Consider the following 20,671-nt stretch of genomic DNA (forward strand, 5'->3'; position numbering starts at 1 on the left):
CGAGTATAAAAATAATTATTGAGTATTTGATCTAAACTGATTTTTATGCAGTAATGTACTTATATCTATCTGGTCGGATGAGTTGATTATGAGCTTAAGAACACAATTAAAAAAAGTATTACCGAGTATTTCAGTAACTGAACAAGAGGCATTAGACGCAGGGGACGTTTGGTTAGAAGGGTCGATTTACCGCGGTAAACCTGACTTTGATGCATTACGTGCCGTTCCTGAAGCGAAGTTATCTAATGAGGAACAAGCATTTCTAGACGGCCCTGTAAAAGAGCTTATGGCAATGGTAGACGACTCGGTTATTCAAAACAGTAAACACTTGCCTGATCACATTTTAGAATTTTTGAAAAAAGAGCGATTTTTTTCTTTGATCATTCCCAAATCGTTTGGTGGTTTAGAGTTTAGCCCTTATGCAAATTCAACCATTGTAGGCACAATTGCAACTAAGTCTTCAGCAGTTGCAGTGACGGTAATGGTACCAAATTCATTGGGGCCTGGTGAACTATTACTCCATTATGGCACTAAAGAACAACAAGCCCATTATTTACCTCGATTGGCAAATGGACGTGAGATTCCTTGTTTTGCGTTAACAAGCCCTGAGGCTGGTTCAGATGCCGGTGGGATCCCAGATTGTGGGATTGTTACCAAAGGCATGTATGAAGGAAAAGAAGTTATTGGTATGGAAGTGACATGGGATAAACGCTATATCACACTCGCACCAATCGCGACCGTTTTAGGGCTTGCATTTAAAGTAGAAGACCCTGAAGGGATTTTAGGAGGCAAAGAGCACTTAGGTATAACGTGTGCGTTAATTCCCAAATCTCATCCGGGGGTAGAGCTAGGTAATCGTCATGATCCTATGGGGATACGATTCTACAACGGAACAACACGCGGCAATAAAGTGTTTATCCCGATGGAGTTTATCATTGGTGGCCAAGAGAATATTGGCCGAGGCTGGCAAATGCTGGTCAGTTGTTTAGGTGCAGGTCGTGGTATTTCTTTACCTGCTTTGGGGGTTTCTACGAGTCAAGTGTCCTTCAAGTCTGCATCAGAATATGCCGCTGTGCGTGAACAATTTGGTTTGTCCATCGGACAATTTGAAGGTATTCAAGAGAAGCTTGCTGATATTGCTGGTAAAACCTATTTACAAGAGTCGATGCGAGTATTAACAACCGAAGGTTTAGGCATGGGTCTTAAGCCATCTGTTGTCACTGCAATTGCAAAATATCATATGACCGAAATTGGTCGAGATGTGCTTGATTCTGCGATGGATATTCAAGCGGGTAAAGCGATTCAAAATGGGCCTCAAAATACGCTAGCAAGCGGTTATGTTGCACAACCTATAGCGATCACCGTTGAGGGAGCAAATATCCTTACCAGAAACTTAATGATCTTTGGTCAAGGTGTCATGCGATGTCACCCATATTTACAATCGATGGTTGAATCTATACATAGTCAAGATAAATCAGCAGATAAAACATTTAATAAAATTTTTAGAAAAACGGTAGGCTATAGTGTTGGTAATGGTTTGAGAGCATTCGGCTTAGGCTTGATGCCGTTTACTGCGAGTAGCACATCGACTTTGCCTGAAGTGCAGCAATACGAAAAGGCGGTGCATCAGTTATCAGCGAAACTGGCAGTTTATGCGGATTTCTCTTTGCTGGTATTAGGTGGAAAGCTAAAGCAAGCTGAAATGTTGTCGGCCCGTTTAGGTGATGTGATGAGCCATTTGTATGGTGCGATGGCTGCAATTAAGTATTATGAACAGAAAGTTGCCGTGAGCGATAGACAATCAGCTGCACCATATTTTCATTATGCTACTCGTTGGTCATTGCAAAGCGCAGAGAATGCACTCCACAAGTTTTTAGATAACTTCCCAGCTTCAGCAGCGCGTAAAGTAATGCGTACAATTACCTTACAATTTAGACATAAAATGCCTGCAATATCAGATGATATGATACGTGAATTAGCCAAAGCGGCACAGCAAGATACGGCTTTCAAAGCGCAGCTTACGCATTTGGTAAAACCGAGCCCAGGAGACGGACACGACATAAATGAACAAGCATACAAAGCAAAATTAGCGTGTTTAGATTTGCTATCTAAAGTTAAAAAAGCGCTGCGTAAAAAAGACATTAAACCAGGAGTTCGTTTCGGTGAAACGTTGGATAATGCCTTGGCAGCGAGTTTAATTAATGCGCAAGAGTATGCACAATTAGTTGATTATAATAAAAAGCGTGAAAAAGCGATTCGTGTTGACGAATTCGACTTTGATATGAATTTGTTAGATGACAATGCTCAGCCTATTGAGCAGGTAAAACAAGCAAGCTAGTCAACAATGCCTAAGCGCTCGCTGTATCAGCGCTTAACTACTCAAAAACCTCGATGTATCATCGAGGTTTTTTTATTGTTTTCGTTTGATGATAATAAATGACATGCGTGATAGGGTACGCAAAAATGGGGTGACGTTTAGAACAAGTATGACGGTATATTTAAAGCAATTAAAAAATGCGTTTGATCAGGTTTTACTCTACGATGATATACACGCATTGTGGAGTGGGTGTGGCTCAATCATTAAAGCCAATATTGATGGGCAAGATGTTGTTATTAAGCATACATTCGTTCCGGACTCACTGAAACATCGGCATATCATACAAACCGATATAGCAAAGCACCGGAAGGCCAAGTCATATGCTGTTGAAAAGGACTTTTATCAATTTATTACTGCGGCGTTACCTGCTCACATTGATGTACCTGAATTAATTTGGTCTGCATCATCAGATGTTAGTAATACATTGGTTTTTAAAGATTTTTCTGTTTCTGGTTTTGTGACCCCTGAAATTGCAAGTCTAGCTGATATTAAAGAGATTATTACTTGGTTGGCTCGATTTCATGGCACATTCTTAGGTGTAAGCAGCCCGTTAATTGAACAAAAGCTGTGGTCTCAGGGCGGCTATTGGCACTTAGCAACTAGACCTGACGAGTTTCGTAAAATGGCGGATTGCCCAGAGAAAATTCATGCAGCTCAGATGGATACAATAATAACAAATAGTCCATTTAAAACACTGATCCATGGTGATGCGAAACTCGCGAACTTTGCTTTAAATCAACAAATGGTTATTGGCTATGATTTTCAGTACGTAGGGAAAGGTATTGGTTTGCAAGATGTGATGTTATTTTTTACCAGTGTATTCAATGCTGAACAGTTAACTGAGCATTGTGATATGTTACTCGAGTTTTATTTTGAGGCATTACAACTTGCTTTGTCCAATAGATTCGAGCCGCGTGTTATTCAACAGATCGAACAGTCATGGCGTGAAGCATGGCCTATCATATGGGCTGACTTTTATCGCTTTTTGCTTGGTTGGAAGCCAGATCATTCCAAGATCAACCCCTATATGAAGATGCAGTCAAAAACGGCTGTGGCACATATGGTATTGTAATTGGCAAAAAATGGCGCTGTGACAAACACAGCGCCCAAGGTATTAATAAATAACGCGCTTATTTACATGAAGCACCACGACGCCAAACGTTAGAGAACACGTCTGGTTGTGCGCCTCGTGACCACCAAATTGCTGCATATTCATTGTTCTTGTATGCAACCTTGTCGCCTACACGGTAGTACTTCGAACTATTCCATGCTTCAACTCCTTGACAACCGCCGCCCGTTGAACCGTCGGTTACAGTAACTGTCGCTGTTTTTGAAGAGGTTTTCTGGTCTGCGCCTGTCGCAGTCAAAGTTACTTGGTAGCTACCAGCAGCCACATAAGTGTGATTAGGGGACGTCGCTGAACTGCTAGACCCATCACCGAAGCTCCAATTGTAGCTTTGTGCATTTGTTGATGAATTACTGAAGCTGACAGTTAAACCAGATGCGTTATGTGAAAAGTTAGCCACTGGTGTAACAACTGGGTCACCGCTACAGCCATTTTGGGCAATATAGTCATATGCTGCTTTAGCTTGCACAATACCATATCCGTATGAGGTATCTTTACCCGCAGCACCTTTATCTTTGGCTGTAACATTTAAGATGTTACGGATCTGCTTGTTGGTACATTGAGGATAGTGACTCCATACGAGTGCGGCGACACCTGAAACGTGTGGCGTTGCCATTGATGTGCCACTGATACTCTTATAGCCATTGTTATTCCAAGTAGAATTAACGCCAACACCTGGCCCCGCAATTTCAACTTGGCTATTATATTGTGAGAAAGAGGCTTTGTTTTCGCCACTATCAACGGCTGCAACAGATACAACATCATCATATGACGCTGGGTAACTTAGGCTGCTATTTCCGCCATTACCAGCGGCTGCAATGTGTAAAACACCACGGTTGTAACTCGCTTGGAACGCATTACGCTCTGCTGTAGAACTACCACTACCACCTAAACTCATACTTGTTACATTTGCGCCAGCAGCTTCACATTGTTCAATGGCTTTAATTAAATCTGAACCATAAGCCCAACGTCCTTGGTCGTTAAATACTTTAACGATATGGAGTCCAAGTTGACCTGATGGATTCACACCTACAACGCCTTGGCCATTGCCGCCAACCGCCGCGATTGTACCCGCCACGTGCGTCCCGTGACCATTACCATCGTTATACCAGTTGCCAGTATTATTGCTGCCATGGCCATCGTTACCTGTGATTCCAGTGCTAGGAAGATCTGGGTGATTCAGTGTATAACCGGTATCCATGATACACACTTTACGATTACCGCTCATCGTATCTGCAAGTTGGTTCGCTTGGACCATACCAATACCGTAAGGGGTTGATTCAGCCATTAAATAGCGTTTTGGATCTACTTCAACTAACGCAACATCATCACTTTCAGCCAGCTGAGTCATTTGTTCTTGTGTTACTTCAGCTACAAAGCCATTCACACTTGGCAGCGTTGAAAGTGCTGGAGAGTTAACTGAACTAGCAAACTCAGCCAAAGTTTGCTGTTTGAAAGACGTTAATTCTTGACCAGACATTTTCACTGGTAAGTGAGCATTAACCGCTTGTGACTTTAGAGTTACTATCACGCGTTGAGTATCTTGAGCGTGCGCAGTTAGAGATGCACATATACACGCTGATAGCGCTGTCATTTTTAAGCTTGTTGAAACCATATTTTTCATTTTTAATTACCTTAGTTACATGTTGTTAACGGCTGTAAATAAAACAGGTAATTAGTTCAGTGTCAATTGTGTGTAATTTACTCAATAATAAATTGGTGGTATTAAATTTCAACGATTATGGTAATTTGGGGTTTTTAATTTTATATTTATATGATTCTTACATTAATTATTTATTGATTTGTTTGTTTTTGAAATTTTTAAGTTATTTAAAAAAACCATTTAAGACATCTAAGTTATAATTCAAAGGGGAGCCCGCTGTCTCAGAGAATTGTGTAAAGTCAATTTCTGTAACATTTTTGTCATGTATTGCTCGATATAATGGCATGTATTTTTCACTGAACACGTCGAATATCGGGTACAGTTCTTCACTCTGTATTGGTTTTTTATTACGAGCATGGTCATAAATTTTCACCATAGCTAATCCCCCAAGAGTGACATGTCCACCAACCGAAGCATCTAATGCGAGATGTTGGTTTTTGTCCCAATTGATACCCCCAACTTTGACTTTTTTACGAACACCGAGCTTCTCAAGTGCTTGAACTGATCCCATTGCCATTGCATCGTTTGCAGCCCAAATAATTTTGGTATCCGGTAGCCGTTGCATGAGCCCTAACGTGAGTTGAAACGCTTCATCATGAGACCAGTTAGCAGATATTCGTTGTTTTAACTGTAAGCTAGGTTCTCTATTGGAATAGCTCAGGAGACCTTGTTCTCTGTTTCTGGCTGCTAAAGTGGCGGTCTCACCCAACAATGCAATCATCTGATTACGTGTATATGACTTGGGTGGTGTTACAATGGTGTTGAGGTGTTGCGCAAGAAGCTTTCCTGCTTGAAAGTTATCAGGCATTATGCTGCTAAGAATACCAAAGCCTTTACTATTGATGCGTTTCATTTGTTGATCATGTGGCTTGTTCAACAGAAAAACAATAGCGGGGTGCGTTTGTGTTGAGTTTATGAGCGTGTCTGTAATTACCGATTTTTCATCCACTAAGATTAAATAGCTGCTGGTATCTTGTAACGCTTTTCTAACCATTTGTTTCATAACAATATGATTGCGTTCAGCATAGTGTACTGTTAACTGTATATCTAAATCATCCGCCGCAGCTTGCATAAATAAGGTAACGTTGAGCCAGAAGTCTCCTGTCGGGTTTTCAAACTCATAGCCTGGATTAATAAAAGTAACTTTTGTACTCGATAGTGCGTGGCAGGAAAATATAAACAAAAATACAAGGCTAATAATTGGCAATTTCATCGTGTATTCTAATAATGAATCTTACTGACTATTATGACACATATTCAGACTTTCGACGTTGTTTCGTAAAGGCCCTTTACACGGCAAATGCATTTTTTTAATGCGTGATAGCAGGTATAATACAGTCTGTCTATTATGGGGGCGTTATGTATAAAATACTATTACTCATCGGTGTAATTTCTTTATCGGTGAGTGCACAACAATCAAGTGAACTATCAGTTGATATGAAAAATATTGGCTTGAGCTACAAAAAAGTTATGCACGCAGAGAATAAAGTCGATTTATTAATGTCATTGGAAGCGATGGCTACCTTGATATCAAATATTCAAAAAGAGCAATTTAAACCAGATCTGCAAAAGCAATCAATCGAGGGGTTAGAAAAAGTGCTTAGCGTCATTTCCGTCGCGAAAAAGTACGCTGAAAATGATGATATTAAAAGTGCCAAAAAGGCCTTAGAAAGAGTTGATAGGTATAGAAAAGAATATCATAAGCTGCATGAGCCTCCCAGTATTTGGCAACTGTTATTTGGTTAATTTCAGTCATATATTAACGGTGAATTATCCACATTGAACTATGTATCGAACTTTTGGATAAGAAATTAGAACGAGTGTATTCTTCAATCACTTTTTTGACTAGAGCCTCTTATTAATTAAAGCTTGCTTTGCATTAGGAACGATCCAATAATGTTGTTTTTACTTTATAGGAGATAAAGAATGCAGTGCAAGTTTATTGTAGTGACCGCGTTAGCGGGGAGTATAGCAAATCATACGGTTGCAAAAGACACAGTATTATATGACATAACGGAGCAAAGTCCGTTTACGACCGCCACACAGTATGAAACATTCATAGAAAACGAAGGGGTTGAGCAACTGTTTGATGTATCGCTACGTAGTAAGTTTATTTCAAAGCACGCGCGTAGCTGGGTATCTTTGGCGTTCGATAACAAGCAACAGGTTTTGGAGTATAGCTTAACTTCAGCAGCAGATGCACCTGAGAGGGACCCAAAGCAATGGACCTTGTATGGGTCAAATGACGCTAAGGTTTGGCAAACGTTAGACTCTCGCGACAATATTAATTTTGCAAAACGTACGCATGTAAAGCGGTTTGTCGTAACAAACCCCGGTAAATTTACATTTTTCAAGTTAGATATGGCGCAGCAGGGCACGACAGCGTGGGGGGACAGCTATTTACAGTTGGCTGACTTCAGTCTGTTCGCGCCAACAAATTTACCTGTTGCACAATTTGAAATAGAAGCACCAACAACTTTGATTAATCAGCCTGTCGACATTGTTGGTAAGGTTCAAAATACGCCAGCAACACTAAATTGGTTGGTACCTGGTGCTAAAATATTCTCCCATGGCAATAAAGCAAAAGCGTACTTTCCCAAACCTGGTCGTTATTCGGTTACGCTGATTAGTAAAAACATTTATGGTGAGAGTCGGGTAGTTCAACGAAATGCCATTAAGGTACTCGACAAATCACACCCATGGCTAGGTTACGAAACGCCTGAAGTAAAAGTTGTTATTGAAGACGGTGAGTCAGAAGGTGCGAAACGGTTACTTCGATTATTTCCTGATATTAAGCGCACAATTGATCGGGTGACAAGAGAGCTTGCACCATTGCTCTACAAGAATTTTGTAGAATTACCCAACTTCGAGCAAGTTACTTTCACTTTGAAATGGATGGATACTATTGCTTATCGTGCAGGAGATGATAGCAATATGGAGATTGCATTTAGCTCTAAATATATCACTGAGCGTCTAGCCAATAAATCTGATGAGGTCGTTAAGTATGAATTACTTGGGGTATTGTGGCATGAATTGACGCATGGGTATCAACATTTTCCTAAATCAATAGGTTACGATGATCCCCAAGCTCATGCTTTTATTGAGGGAATGGCTGATTTAATTCGTATTCAAGCTGGTTATCACAAAAGCCGAAAACCAAAATTATCAGAAAGTTACCTGGGGGGGTATACCAATACAGGATTCTTTTTACATTGGCTTGCACCTCAATATCCAGACTTTACGTACCGGTTTAATCAAACGGCGATAGAACTGAATGAGTGGAGTTTTGAGAAGGCAATTCATGTTGTAACGCAAGAAAATATTGAACAATTGTGGGCTAAATATCAATCTCATCTCAGAGGTCAATTGACGATTATTGAATAAAATACATTGACAGGAAATTAAACAGTGCTAATAATTGGAACGTTCCTTTTTGTTTTATTTAGAGAATTTAATTCGATTCTTACTTTATTTAACATTAAATTGGAACGTTCTAACTTAAAATAATAATCAATGGGTTGAATATGAATAATAATTTAGGTCGATTATCGCCAATTGCAATAGCGATGACTATGGCTGCTTCAAGTATGGCATCTGAAGTCAATGGTGTTAACACAATTGAGCGAGTAGAAGTCACGTCGTCTCGAATAAAGCGAGTCGATGTTGAGGGGGCAATCAATGTCCATAGTATTAGCTCATCTGATATGGTGAGAAACGGTTTTGACTCAGTATACGATGCACTTATGGGTTCAGTTGCAGCTGGGGGGGCAGTACTAGGGGAAGTTGAAACAGGTTCTTATACGCCTGGTGCGAAAGAGCTAAATCTAAGAGGTTTAGGCCCAGAGTATACGCTTATACTCGTTAATGGTAAGCGATTGGCCTATTACCCCATGCCTTTTGGTGGTCAAACTAACTTTGTTAATTTAGATATGATCCCGACCGCGATGGTGGAGAGGATTGATATTCAAACCGGTGGTGCATCCGCTATTTATGGCTCTGACGCGATGGCGGGTGTGGTAAATATTATCACCAAAAAAGGCATAGAAGGGCATTTTATTGATGCCAAATTTGGTCAAGACACCTATGGAAAAGGGGATAAAAAATCGCTGACGTTTGTCGGTGGAACAAAAAGCGACAAGTTAACATTTGACTATGCACTCGAATACAAAAAAGAAGATGCATTGCAGTCAGGAGACCGACCTTTTCACGACAGTGTATGGGATAACCCCGATCCTGATGCGAATAAAGAAGTGAACCGCTCAATTACAGTCTGGGCAGAAAACACGCAATATAGAAACCAATATTCGAAGCAGTTTTGTAATACTGATGATAATCCGCACCCGTCAGCGATTCAACATTTTGTCAGCCGTAATGGCTATGGTCCAAGTTGTGGCTGGGATGAAACTGGCGATAAGTTACTGAGAAATGAAAGTGAAACTTACAGTATTTACCTGAATTCGGAATATGCTCTGTCAGAGTCTATGAGTTTATTTGCTAATGGGTTTTATATCCAACAAGACAAAAAGGGCCGTCGAAACCCTTTTCTATGGGGGCATTTAGATTCAATTCATGGTGGTAACTTTTGGGATCCCGACATCGAAAATAAAGATGGCGGCTATGGCGCGCCAGTTAAGTACATGTGGCGAGTCCTCTCTGATGATGAATACACCGATGATGGCCTAGGACGTATTTTTAATGACGAGTCTTTGTCATTTAACTTCGGTCTAAGAGGGGAAGTCGCGGGGTTTTATTACTCTGTTGGTTACAGCCACGCAAACTATGATTTTGCAGACCGATATTTGTCTCACACTGTTGAAGGAAATAAACGACTCAAAGGTCCTAAACTCGGTGAAGTGGATGGTATGGCGGTCTATCGTCCGAACTATAAATTGTGGTTTGGTGGTGTAACGGCTGACAGTGTCAGCGAGTTAATGGATTGGTCAACATATGATGGTAATTCGTTTAATGACACCATCACTGCGGATCTATCGGGGGATTTATTTGAGTTACCTGCTGGACCACTACAGTTTTCAGCTTACATAGAGTTAATGAGAGAGGGCACTAGAGCAACACCCGACAGTCGTATCCTGAATAAACAATTTGTTGGTTTAACTGGCGTTGTGACAGACGGAGAGCGTGACAGATATGCCGCGGCATTTGAGTTTTTAGTGCCTATCACACAAGAGCTGAGTGCTGAAGCGGCGGTGCGTTATGACTATTACGATGATGCGAGTCAAGTTGGTGGGGCAATGACATCGCAATTAGGTTTAACCTACAAACCAACAGAACAAATTGTGATTAGAAGTGCCTTTGGTACAACGTTTAGAGGCCCAGATATGTCGTCATTGTATCAAGGGTTTAGCGGTAATTTTGGTTCATCAAACGATCGGATCACGGCTGATGCTTGTCGTACGCTCATAAATACACAGCAAGCTGGTGGCTATAATGCACAAGCACTTGCGCATACGTGTGCTAGCGGTGATTTAGACTTAACGAGTAATAATATTAGTCGTCTAAAAGCTGATTTTGAAACATTGTCGGCAGGAGATTTAACCTTAGAAGAGGAAACGGGAAGTTCATTTACCGCGGGTGTGGTGTATGAATATTCAGACGAACTGTCGTTTAACATCGATTTTTATTCGATTAAAATTGAAGATAAGATCAAAAAACTTGATGCAACGTATATCTTAGACAAATTGTGGTTGTGCGAAAATGGCGGTGAAAAAGCAGATTCGAGTTTGTGTAATAACATGCGCAACCGAGTTAAACGCTACGATGAACATGGCAAAGGGGTAGATAGGTTAGGTAATGGCATCGCTGGGTTAGCATATACGCCCCATACGATTCAAGAGGGTTACATTAATGCCGCTGAGCGACAAGATGCGGGAATTGATTTAGGGATTAGAGGTTTTTTTGATACTGAATTTGGAACGTTCCGCTACAAGGCAGATTACAACAGAGTGATAAAGAAAAAAGAGCGTATAAAGGCGGAAGACCCGCTTGTTGATATTTTAAATGATCAAGATAATCGTGATTTTAAAGAACTTGGCTCTTTTGCGACCACGTGGGAACAAGGAGACACTTCTGTGAGTTGGTTGATGCTGTACAAAGGGAAAATGTGGAATAACGCTGAATATGGAGAACGTCAAAAGTTACCCGCTTGGATAAAGCACAACTTAACCCTTGGTCAACATATTAATGATGAAACTCGACTGATATTTACGGTTAAAAACTTATTAAATGCAATGCCGCCACAAGATGAAACGTTCAGTAGTTATCCCTTTTATCATGGCGGTCGTTACGACAGCATCGGGCGTGAATTCAGCCTTCGTTTAACCTACCAATTCTAATAAGGTGCAAGTTATGTTTAATTTTAAATATCCAGCGGTTATGTTTGCAATATGCACAGTATTAACCGGGTGTAACGATGGATCAGGGTTTACTCCTACGTTAAAGAATGACACGTCTGAATTGTCAAGTGCAGTGGTTGACGCAGCTCAGCGTAATATGGCTCAAGACGCAGGGTCAACAATTGAAGCATTCTTGCAAGAGGGTGTAAACGTGTCTCCAGCAGGAGAGCAAGTAACGAATTTAATTGATGGCAATAGCGCGACCAAATATTTGGCGTTTGATGGCAAAGCCACCATTGTATTTTCGTCTGTGAAACCCTTTGAATTAAAAGGGTACAATTTTATTTCTGCAAATGATGAACCTAAACGTGACCCGATGAATTGGGTGGTGTTTGGGTCTAATGACAAATCTGAATGGGTTGAAATAGACTCTCGCTCAAATGAGGCATTTGAATTTCGTGGTTTAACTCGCTCCTTTGTCATCGAAGAAGCCGCTGAATATCAGCATTTTAAATTTGAAATGATGCATGGTGGTACTGATAGCTATGGCAGCAACATATTACAGCTAGCTGAAATACAATTAATGGTGGTATCAGATGTACCATTGGTTGAATTTATAGCGACTAACACGACTCCAGCTATGGATGAATTAGTGGTATTCAAAGATGAATCATTAGTCAACCCAACGAGTTGGAAATGGACATTTGAAGGAGGAACGCCCGAAACGAGTAATGAAAAATCGCCCTTGGTGAAGTTTTCATCGCTTGGTGCAAAATCGGTTACTTTGGTTGCTGCAAATGACAAAGGAGAGTCAACACTTATAAAGGAAGACTACATACGTGTATGGGATGAAAATGAGCCTTGGAAAGGGTTTGAAAATCCAAGTGTCACGTTTGAGAGAAAACAGCCTACACACCCAGGTCAAGTGGCCCTTGAACGAGTAATGCCGGATTTAGAGTCAGTAATACAAGATATTTCTCTTAAAATTGCCAAGCGACTTTTTGACAATGTGACACAAATTAATACATTCGAATCAGTTACTTTTATTACTGATGAATATGACTTCCCAGCAGCAAAAGGAGGGTCAGATAAGCATATGGAACTGATGTTTGACTTGAACCATATAGCAAACTTAGAAAGTCAAGGTGATGACGCGTTACGGGAAGAAATATTAGGGGTACTGTGGCATGAGCTGACGCATGGTTACAATAACAGCCCAAAGACTGGGCAGTATATAACCGGTACCGATTACCATACCTACTTAGAATCTTTGGCCAACTTTATTCGCATTGAAGCCGGTTTTTATGAGCATGCTCGAGCCAGCATTACGTGGGTAAAAGACTATAATGAAGACGCTTATAATCAAACATCATTCTTTTTAGAGTGGGTGGTTAAAAGCCATCGCAATATCGACTTTATCAAACAGTTTAATGCCAGTGCAAAAATACTCGATGAGTGGAGCTTTGATTTGGCATTTAAACACATATTTGGTGAAGCGCGAGGCATTGACACTGTGTTTAGTGAATATATTCAGTACTTAAGTGATGAGAAAGGGATCATGGCACCATTTACCACCCCAGTAGAGGGTTACCAAAATATATCAGTTGAAGAGGGCGTCTTAGTAACGACTAACGCTACGCACATTGGTATTTGGGATGAGGGCCCTGATAAGTTGATAGATAATAACATTAATAATAAGTTTAATGCGCTAATAGAAGCACCTTGGTGGGTTGCAGAGTATGCTGCCTCTTTATTGCCAATCGCTGATGTAAGTAGCGTTTACGCCGATTTTATCTTGCCAGAAGCAAAAATAGTTGAAAAGTACTCAATTGCAACAGCAAAAGACAATGAAATTCGCTTTCCGAGTCGGTGGGATGTGTACGGTTCTCATGATGGACTAACATGGAAATTAATAGACACACAAAATTTTTCGGAGTTACCACAGTTGAGCACAACCTATACCTTTGATGTACAAACGCCAGACAGTTACACACAAGTTCGATTTGATTTTTATAATGAACGAACAGGAGAGCAGATTGGAGGGGATGAAGGAAGGTTGGTGCAAATTGGTGAAATTGCGTTACTCATAAAAGAATAAAAACGCACTCGGTAGCATGACCACTATGATTGGTTGTTGTTTAACGTGTTAGATTTATTGGTACGGGAGGTGAATTAATATTCTATGCTAACTTACCATTAAAAATGAGCCGTTGCAGGTTAGCAGTTATAACTAGAAAAACCTCTACCGCGTTGGTAGAGGTTTTGCTTTGTTAAGATGGCTTCATTATTTCTTAGAGCCGCCTTTACCTTGAACTGCTTTAAAGCGAGGGTTAGTTTTGCAAATTACAAACACACGACCGCGTCTTTTTACCACTTGGCACCCAGGGCGGTTCTTTGCACTTTTTAGCGAGCTAAGTACTTTCATAAATCCTCCGTTACTTTGTACTTAAGTTTTTAAACCTTCTATTGAATTGAGCAACACGTCCATCACTGGCAACGGCTTTTTGCTTACCGGTATAAAATGGATGTGATTCACTTGAAACATCAATTGGTACATAAGGGTAAGTGACACCTTCCAACTCAATGGTTCTATCAGTTTTGATTGTTGAGCCTACAACAAAGTAGCTATCAGCTGCGGTATCGTGAAAAGCAACTTGTTGGTAATCAGGGTGGATCCCAGGCTTCATAAAAACTCCGTAAATAATGTTTTGTTATAATGTAACGAATGGTATTTTAAATAAGAATTGATTGCAACAATTAAAAGTAATTATAAATTTATCTACAGAGATCGCGTGAATGTTGCGCAATCAAGCACTTTGGGGGTACCAATTCCTTTTCAGCCTGTTATAACTAGTAAAACAACAAGAAAAGGGAACACTTATGATGCAGGACAATGAGCAGTTGGATAACACTGTTATTGCAACTTTGAAAAATAAAGATCACTCCGCATTGAGTGAACAACTCGATAGTTTAAGCTGCACACATACCGACATTATAGAGTTGCTGTCTCAGTACCAAGTGCTGAGCGAGCAAGATGACGATGAGAAATTTGATACATGGTACGACGCACTGTGTAAAGAGCAACTGGCTGTATTAAAAGCATTTGAAGTAATGCGAGCTCATTATGAGCAGGCATAGCAGCAGTCAAATACACCGAGCTACTTGACGCTGAGGTCATATTTAACCACTAAAGCGTTAATGTATCGCTCACGCAAAGATAGATTTTGCTCGTGTTTGGCTTGATGACTAATCGCACGGTTTAGCAGCTTTATAGCCTTAAGTAACTGTGGGCGTATCGCTACGTCAATACTTGAGGCTGAGCGTTCATCGGTTAATTCATCAACAATTGCTCTGCCAAGCTCAATGTAAACGATTTCTTCTATTAGCCCGTTTTGGCTAATCGCGCCGTATTTGCTGCATAAATATTGTTGCCAGCTACTTTGTATTTGTTCGTCTAAGTCATCGCTAAACCGAGGGTCATGGCAAGCAAGCCCTTGCTGTTGGCACTTACTTAATGTCTGTAAATACTGTTGATAATATAACTCATAAGCTTGTGATGAACTTTGTACTGTATGTTTTGCTAAATCTTGGCCCCATTGAACGCAACCACGTGGGTAAAAGTCTGTAAACTCCTCACATTCATATAGCCCAAGGTAAGAACTACATTTAATGTTGTTTTGAATACTATATGATGGTTTTGGGAATAACCCTTTTTGCTGCCATTCAAATAATGTATCTTCAGAAATTTTCAGCGTTTGACACAATTCATCAACACTATAAAAATAGGTATTTAGGTGGCTAAGTAAGCTCATAATAAAATTAACTGGATAAATATACAGTTTTTTTATTGTGGATGATTAAATTTAATAATTCAAGTACTATTTTGCATCGTGAAGTACTCGGATATTGCCACTATTTATGGTAAAACATAGCCCAAATGATACAACGCCAAAAAAACCAAATGCGAACAATACAAACAATTAAACAAGCAAGCTTAATCACCGCAATTAAAACGCCGTATACCATGAGTGGTGAAATTGACTTACAAGCGTATGATCGCTTAGTTGAAGCGCAGATAGATTCAGGTGTTGACGGTATTATTGTTGGTGGCACCACGGGCGAAGGCCAACTCATGAATTGGGAAGAGCATTTAATGCTTATTGCCCATAGTGTAAACAAGTTTGCAGATAAGTTAGTTATTGTGGGCAATACAGGCAGTAATAATACTCGCGAAGCAATAAAAGCAACAGAATATGGTTTTGCATCTGGTATGGATGCAGCATTGCAGATAAACCCGTATTACGGACGCACTTCAATTGAGGGTGTAAAACTACACTTTGAACGATTACTAGAGCTAGGGCCTGCGTTTGTTTACAATGTCCCAGGTAGAACAGGGCAAGACCTAACACCAGATATTATTGAACCGCTAGCAAAACATAAAAACTTTATTGGTGTAAAAGAGTGCGGTGGTAATGAGCGCATCGGCCATTATGAATCTCAAGGAATTGCATGTTGGTCAGGTAATGATGATGAAGCCCATGATGGTCGGCATTTATATCAATCACATGGGGTGATCTCGGTCACTTCAAACCTGATCCCTGGCTTGTTCCGTGATTTGATGGACCGAAAAAACCCTGAGCTAAATCAGCAACTAACGCCATTGATGAACTGGTTGTTTTGCGAGCCAAACCCGATTGCGATAAATAGCGCATTAATTATGACGGGCGCAGTGAAACCTGTATTTCGCTTACCTTACGTCCCATTGAGTAGTGTGCAGCAGCTTCAGGGCGTCGAGCTTATCAATGCACTCAACGAAACGGATGTTGTCGGGGGTAAAGCAAATATCATAGACGAAACCCTATTAAAACTTTGTTAGGGCGCAACAAATAACGTATAATCTGCGGCCCTTAAGTATTGGTCGCAGGTTTTTTCATGAATTTTAAATCTTTTAGTTTTTCTCCGTTGTTGCTACAGGCACTAGACGAAATAAACTTTCTTACCTTAACCCCAATACAACAAGCCGCTATTCCGGTTGTGCGAAAAGGGCATGATGTACTCGCGACAGCGCAAACTGGCACCGGCAAAACAGCTGCATTCGCACTCCCTATTATCCAAAAGTTACTTGAATCTCAGCGTGCACAGCAAGCTACCACTAAATCGCCGCGTGCTCTTATCTTGGCACCAACACGGGAACTGGCTGAACAGATCGGCCGAAACTGTGACGAGTTTGCACAATATACTGATATTAAAACGGTATCACTTTTTGGTGGGGTAAATACAACGGGTCAAGCTGATAAGCTTGCACTTGGCGTAGACATTGTTGTTGCGACGCCTGGACGCTTACTTGACCACATTCGTTTGGGTAATATCAGCTTAGCCAATGTTCAGCATTTGGTATTAGATGAAGCCGACCGCATGCTCGATATGGGGTTCATCACTGACATTCAGCAAGTCATCGATTTAACCCATGCTGACAAGCAGATATTGCTGTTTTCAGCGACCTTCCCGCCAGCAATGAAGCAATTTGCTGGGTCGGTACTGAGACACCCTAAATATGTGCAAGTAACACCAGAAAATACAACGGCTGACACGGTTCGACACGTTGTGTATCCGGTAGAGCAATCTCGAAAGCAAGAATTGTTATCAGAGCTTATAGGTAAGAAAAATTGGCAGCAAGTATTAGTCTTCGTCAATATGAAAGACGTTGCGGATGATTTGGTGAATGAATTGATGCTTGATGGGATCCCGGCAATTGTATGCCATGGTGATAAAACCCAAGGGGCACGCCGACGTGCACTGCGTGAATTTAAAGAAGGTAAAGTGCGCGTATTGGTTGCAACTGAAGTTGCTGCGCGTGGGATTGATATTGAAGGATTGCCGAGAGTCGTTAACTACGACCTACCTTATTTAGCAGAAGATTATGTACACCGCATTGGTCGGACGGGTCGTGCTGGCAATGAAGGACAGGCAATCTCTTTTGTTGCACGCGAAGAAGAGCAAGTATTGGTTCATATTGAAGAGCTTATTGAGCAACAAATTAAACGTTATTACTTACCGGGCTATGAAGTCAGTAATCGCGACAATTTGATTAAAAAGCTGAGTAAAAAGCAATCGCACCAACGTCGTCAGCCACGCAGTAATAGGCCAAGTAACCAAGCCAGTGGTGAAGCACGTGCTAAAAACCGTTCGCGTATTGCAAATGTACGAAAGCAAGTAAAAGGCACTAAGCTAGGTCTCGAGAAGTAATGTCAGAACTAGTTTATCGAATTAAATAGCGGCTGAGTCCGCTATTTTTATGCCCAATACAAGAACGGTCGCTGCACTTTAAAACCCAGATAAAAGACAATAAAAAAGCACAATTAAATCCCTCCCAAAGCACCCCTCAAAAAGATGACCGAGTCCATATAAGTCAACCAGCGGAATTAAAGCCATGTGGTGGAGAGCACATAGCAGGGAACATCCCATTTAGCCCATTAGATTATTTAACCTTAGCTCTGGATAAGCGAATTTGCCCAATAAAGCTATTTTTCTCACTCCCGGCGTTGCTTTCATTTGTAATAGCCCGCTATTACTGCATAAAAGCGCCTTGATATTGAACAAAATATCATCATTGGATTGTACGTAAGTTTGTTTGCAAAACATTTTCTATTCCAAAACCCTTATCTAAACCTGAGGTTATTTAGAATTGGTAGATTGGAGTGGCCGCCATGTACACCCAAAAAAGACAGGTTAGATAAAAAAATCTATTCCAAGAGTATTGGTGACTCTCACTATAGAAGAAGCGGTATGGTTAGAGCAGGTACAAAGCTTTAGACGACAATATGCAAACTTTGCAGGGAGTAAACACGCTTTAAGCCACAGGCAGCAGTGAATGACGTCAAATGGTACAAAGGGGCTGGGTAACACAGCAAGTCTTCTGTAGAATATAAAAAACCTCAAAACGAACCAAGCAAGCACACCGGCTAGCTGTTTTGCTTGTCTTGAATTCGGAAATCGACGTTAGAATAGCAAAAGCGAAATATGGGAAGTCCAATAAAAGAATATTCATTGGTCGCATTTTTTCATGTTATTCATAGCGAGTAGTATAGAGCGTGGCTGCAATTGGAGGGGTATAATTGTGCGCCTGTCCCATGTGCACTCGGAAAGTGGGAAAATGCAAGTATGATTATTTGTAGGACACCAAATGCTGCTGGCTTCATACATAGAGGGTATGGAGACGCTGCAAAGATTGGAGATATTAAATTTCGAGGAATTAGCTAATACAATCGGTGAAACTGTTGACGGTTTAATAGGCGCAGCAGATCAACCTATGGGGTCAGACAGCACCAAACCCAAAAGGGAAAGGAAGTAGACCAAACTTTGGAAATAGCCTCTTTCACCGTGGAAATATGACAAAGAGAAAACAAGGTTCGAGTAGATGAATACTAAGTTAGGTATAGCGGTAAAAGTATTTATAATCACATTTGTGATTTATATTATCTACACTCTCATCGTAGGGAAAGTGGAAAGTGGCAAAGCGTTTGAATTAATGAAATCATCAAACTTTACTACCTTTGAAGTATCTGATTCTAATTCTTTCAATACCAAAATTGGTTTTAGGTTTTATAGAGACAAAGAAACGCTTAGTTCGATAAATATGTGTATAAAAAAGCTTGAGCAAGTACCGGATTATAGATTCGGGAAGTTAAAGGTTCAAAAAACAGCGGTATTATCGAATGAGAAATATGAGCATAAGTTTAATGTATATTATTATGAAAATGGTATTGTGCTGCTTGGGGGTGGTTACACTCTCAAAGATCTATTGACTAATAAAGTGAAAAATGTAGGGGGGAAAGTCTTTAAATCTGAATGCCTATATCATACGATTAATTTGTAATAGAAAAAAGCAAAGGCACAAATCTCTTGTTATTCATAGCGAGCAGTATAGAGCGTGACTGCAATTGGTGAGGTATAATTATGTGCCTGTCCCGTGCGTACTCGATCAGTCAAAACCTAAAGAAAAATCGACATCAAAAAATAGTCAACCATCTTTCATGGTTATTGAGATGCCTTCCAGAACACAGAGACATAGAGAACGGGTAAAAAGTGAAGAGCGTTAGATATGAATAGAAAAAAAGCTATAGTTATTTTATTAGGTATAATATGGTTCTCTGTGGCGGCTGTTTTTTTCATAGGGTTCGAACCATTTGAAAAACTACTTTTCTGTTTTTTTATTTTTATTATCTGCTATAGGTATATATATGCTTTTATCTTAGGTAAAAGTATATACGTGCCATATTCAGGAGAGGAAATTCCCGCTACTCCTGAAAGGTATATTGCTAGGCTTTATGCACTTATTATAGGAATTATAGCGTGCTCATACATTACTTTTTACGTTTGACCTCATCGGCAATAAAACTAAAAAAGAAATTAAACATGATATATATGGATAGTCCCAGTATGTCAAACAAAATAACTCTGGCGGGGTAGAATAAACTACCTCGTTTTTTCATTTCGTCTTTGCAAAATAATATGGGGCAGGTGAAAATAATATGGGGCAGGCACAAATTGCTTCTTACTCGATGAAGCGGCACTAGCGGCCTGTATGGCCTATGTTGATTTAAACCCAATTAGAGCGAAAATGGCTGACACGCCAGAAATCTCAGAGTACACCAGTGTTAAAACCCGCTGTGAACATGCCAAAGAAGGCAAACAGCCTAAACAATTGGCACGTTTTGCAGGTAGCCCCAGAAAACATATGCCCAAAGGGGTACCGTTTGAATTAAAGTCGTATTTAGAACTTGTCGAGCTAACAGGCAGATGTATGCGAACAGACAAGCGAGGCGCTATCAATCCCATTAACTCCCCTATTTTAGACAGGCTCAACATAGCCCCAGAAAGCTGGCAAAAACTCACCACCCAATTTACCAAAGTACTCCATGGTGCAGTAGGGCGACCACAAAAGCTTTATAATTATTGTGTGAGTCTAGAAATAAAGCGACGGGTTAATTATCGGCAGTACGAAAAGTTGCTGGCTTAACGTTTACACTATTAAGATAATCCTCCTCTAAACACTCTAACCCTAGACTACACAGCATTGAGGTGGTGGATTAGCTATGCGCTCTGAGCAATACCATTTTTGTATGCATTTTGAGTATACAGCTCATATTTAAAAT

15 protein-coding genes and 2 pseudogenes are annotated in these 20,671 nt (G+C 40.4%); 12 read left to right on the top strand and 5 right to left on the bottom strand.

The genetic code is table 11. The features are described from left to right. Nucleotides 1-88: 88 nt before the first annotated feature. Both J8L98_RS00665 and J8L98_RS00670 read left to right on the top strand, forming a co-directional pair. Nucleotides 89-2,338 (top strand): acyl-CoA dehydrogenase, encoded by a 2,250-nt coding sequence (locus J8L98_RS00665; protein WP_210994828.1) that lies wholly within the window; start codon nt 89-91, stop codon nt 2,336-2,338. 103 nt (nt 2,339-2,441) lie between these two features. Next, nucleotides 2,442-3,449, top strand: a complete 1,008-nt coding sequence (locus tag J8L98_RS00670; RefSeq protein WP_210994829.1) for a phosphotransferase — start codon at nt 2,442-2,444, stop codon at nt 3,447-3,449. Between the two features lie 58 nt (nt 3,450-3,507). On the opposite strand, the gene J8L98_RS00675 is transcribed toward J8L98_RS00670, so the two are convergent. Together J8L98_RS00675 and J8L98_RS00680 are read right to left on the bottom strand one after the other, a co-directional pair. Next, nucleotides 3,508-5,127: a S8 family serine peptidase gene (locus tag J8L98_RS00675; RefSeq protein WP_210994830.1), complete on the bottom strand. Its 1,620-nt coding sequence runs from the start codon at nt 5,125-5,127 to the stop codon at nt 3,508-3,510. Between the two features lie 202 nt (nt 5,128-5,329). Beyond that, on the bottom strand, nt 5,330-6,379 hold the full coding sequence (locus J8L98_RS00680; protein ID WP_210994831.1) for an ABC transporter substrate-binding protein: 1,050 nt from the start codon (nt 6,377-6,379) through the stop codon (nt 5,330-5,332). Between the two features lie 146 nt (nt 6,380-6,525). Between J8L98_RS00680 and J8L98_RS00685 the strand changes: the two genes are divergently transcribed. The 4 genes from J8L98_RS00685 to J8L98_RS00700 all read left to right on the top strand — a co-directional run bounded on the left by J8L98_RS00685 (nt 6,526) and on the right by J8L98_RS00700 (nt 13,614). After that, the gene (locus J8L98_RS00685) at nt 6,526-6,912 is read left to right on the top strand and encodes a cytochrome b562 (protein WP_210994832.1); all 387 of its coding nucleotides are present in this window, start codon (nt 6,526-6,528) and stop codon (nt 6,910-6,912) included. A 180-nt stretch (nt 6,913-7,092) separates the two neighbouring features. Beyond that, complete coding sequence (locus J8L98_RS00690) at nt 7,093-8,550, top strand: basic secretory family protein (RefSeq protein ID WP_210994833.1); 1,458 nt, start codon at nt 7,093-7,095, stop codon at nt 8,548-8,550. 140 nt (nt 8,551-8,690) lie between these two features. Then, nucleotides 8,691-11,516, top strand: coding sequence for a TonB-dependent receptor (locus J8L98_RS00695; RefSeq protein WP_210994834.1), 2,826 nt, complete (start codon nt 8,691-8,693; stop codon nt 11,514-11,516). Nucleotides 11,517-11,529: 13 nt separating this feature from the next. After that, complete coding sequence (locus J8L98_RS00700) at nt 11,530-13,614, top strand: basic secretory protein-like protein (protein ID WP_210994835.1); 2,085 nt, start codon at nt 11,530-11,532, stop codon at nt 13,612-13,614. A gap of 186 nt (nt 13,615-13,800) precedes the next feature. On the opposite strand, the gene ykgO is transcribed toward J8L98_RS00700, so the two are convergent. After that, on the bottom strand, nt 13,801-13,941 hold the full coding sequence (gene ykgO, locus J8L98_RS00705; RefSeq protein ID WP_010361844.1) for a type B 50S ribosomal protein L36: 141 nt from the start codon (nt 13,939-13,941) through the stop codon (nt 13,801-13,803). Between the two features lie 10 nt (nt 13,942-13,951). Continuing rightward, entirely contained in the window at nt 13,952-14,203 is a 252-nt protein-coding gene (locus J8L98_RS00710; protein ID WP_010361845.1) for a type B 50S ribosomal protein L31, read from the bottom strand. Between the two features lie 196 nt (nt 14,204-14,399). Here J8L98_RS00710 and J8L98_RS00715 point away from each other — a divergent pair, with 196 nt between their 5' ends. Next, the gene (locus J8L98_RS00715) at nt 14,400-14,654 is read left to right on the top strand and encodes a hypothetical protein (RefSeq protein WP_192510184.1); all 255 of its coding nucleotides are present in this window, start codon (nt 14,400-14,402) and stop codon (nt 14,652-14,654) included. 20 nt (nt 14,655-14,674) lie between these two features. Here the strand turns inward: J8L98_RS00715 and J8L98_RS00720 are convergent, their stop codons facing one another. Continuing rightward, entirely contained in the window at nt 14,675-15,328 is a 654-nt protein-coding gene (locus tag J8L98_RS00720) for a DUF6058 family natural product biosynthesis protein (RefSeq protein ID WP_210994836.1), read from the bottom strand. 149 nt (nt 15,329-15,477) lie between these two features. Here J8L98_RS00720 and dapA point away from each other — a divergent pair, with 149 nt between their 5' ends. From dapA to J8L98_RS00745, 5 genes and pseudogenes are all read left to right on the top strand, one after another. Further along, nucleotides 15,478-16,392: a 4-hydroxy-tetrahydrodipicolinate synthase gene (dapA, locus tag J8L98_RS00725; protein WP_210994837.1), complete on the top strand. Its 915-nt coding sequence runs from the start codon at nt 15,478-15,480 to the stop codon at nt 16,390-16,392. A gap of 56 nt (nt 16,393-16,448) precedes the next feature. Further along, on the top strand, nt 16,449-17,762 hold the full coding sequence (locus J8L98_RS00730) for a DEAD/DEAH box helicase (RefSeq protein WP_210994838.1): 1,314 nt from the start codon (nt 16,449-16,451) through the stop codon (nt 17,760-17,762). 430 nt (nt 17,763-18,192) lie between these two features. Further along, a pseudogene (locus J8L98_RS00735) lies at nt 18,193-18,419 on the top strand (alpha-amylase family glycosyl hydrolase); the annotation flags it as partial. Between the two features lie 514 nt (nt 18,420-18,933). Continuing rightward, nucleotides 18,934-19,392 carry a hypothetical protein gene (locus J8L98_RS00740; RefSeq protein ID WP_210994839.1) on the top strand — a complete coding sequence of 153 codons (459 nt, stop codon included), beginning with the start codon at nt 18,934-18,936 and terminating at the stop codon, nt 19,390-19,392. A 678-nt stretch (nt 19,393-20,070) separates the two neighbouring features. After that, nucleotides 20,071-20,535 (top strand): annotated as a pseudogene (locus J8L98_RS00745) (transposase); the annotation flags it as partial. Nucleotides 20,536-20,671 lie beyond the last annotated feature (136 nt).

The sequence above is a fragment of the Pseudoalteromonas sp. MMG013 genome, assembly GCF_018100885.1.
GTDB classification, from domain to species: Bacteria; Pseudomonadota; Gammaproteobacteria; order Enterobacterales; family Alteromonadaceae; genus Pseudoalteromonas; species Pseudoalteromonas aurantia.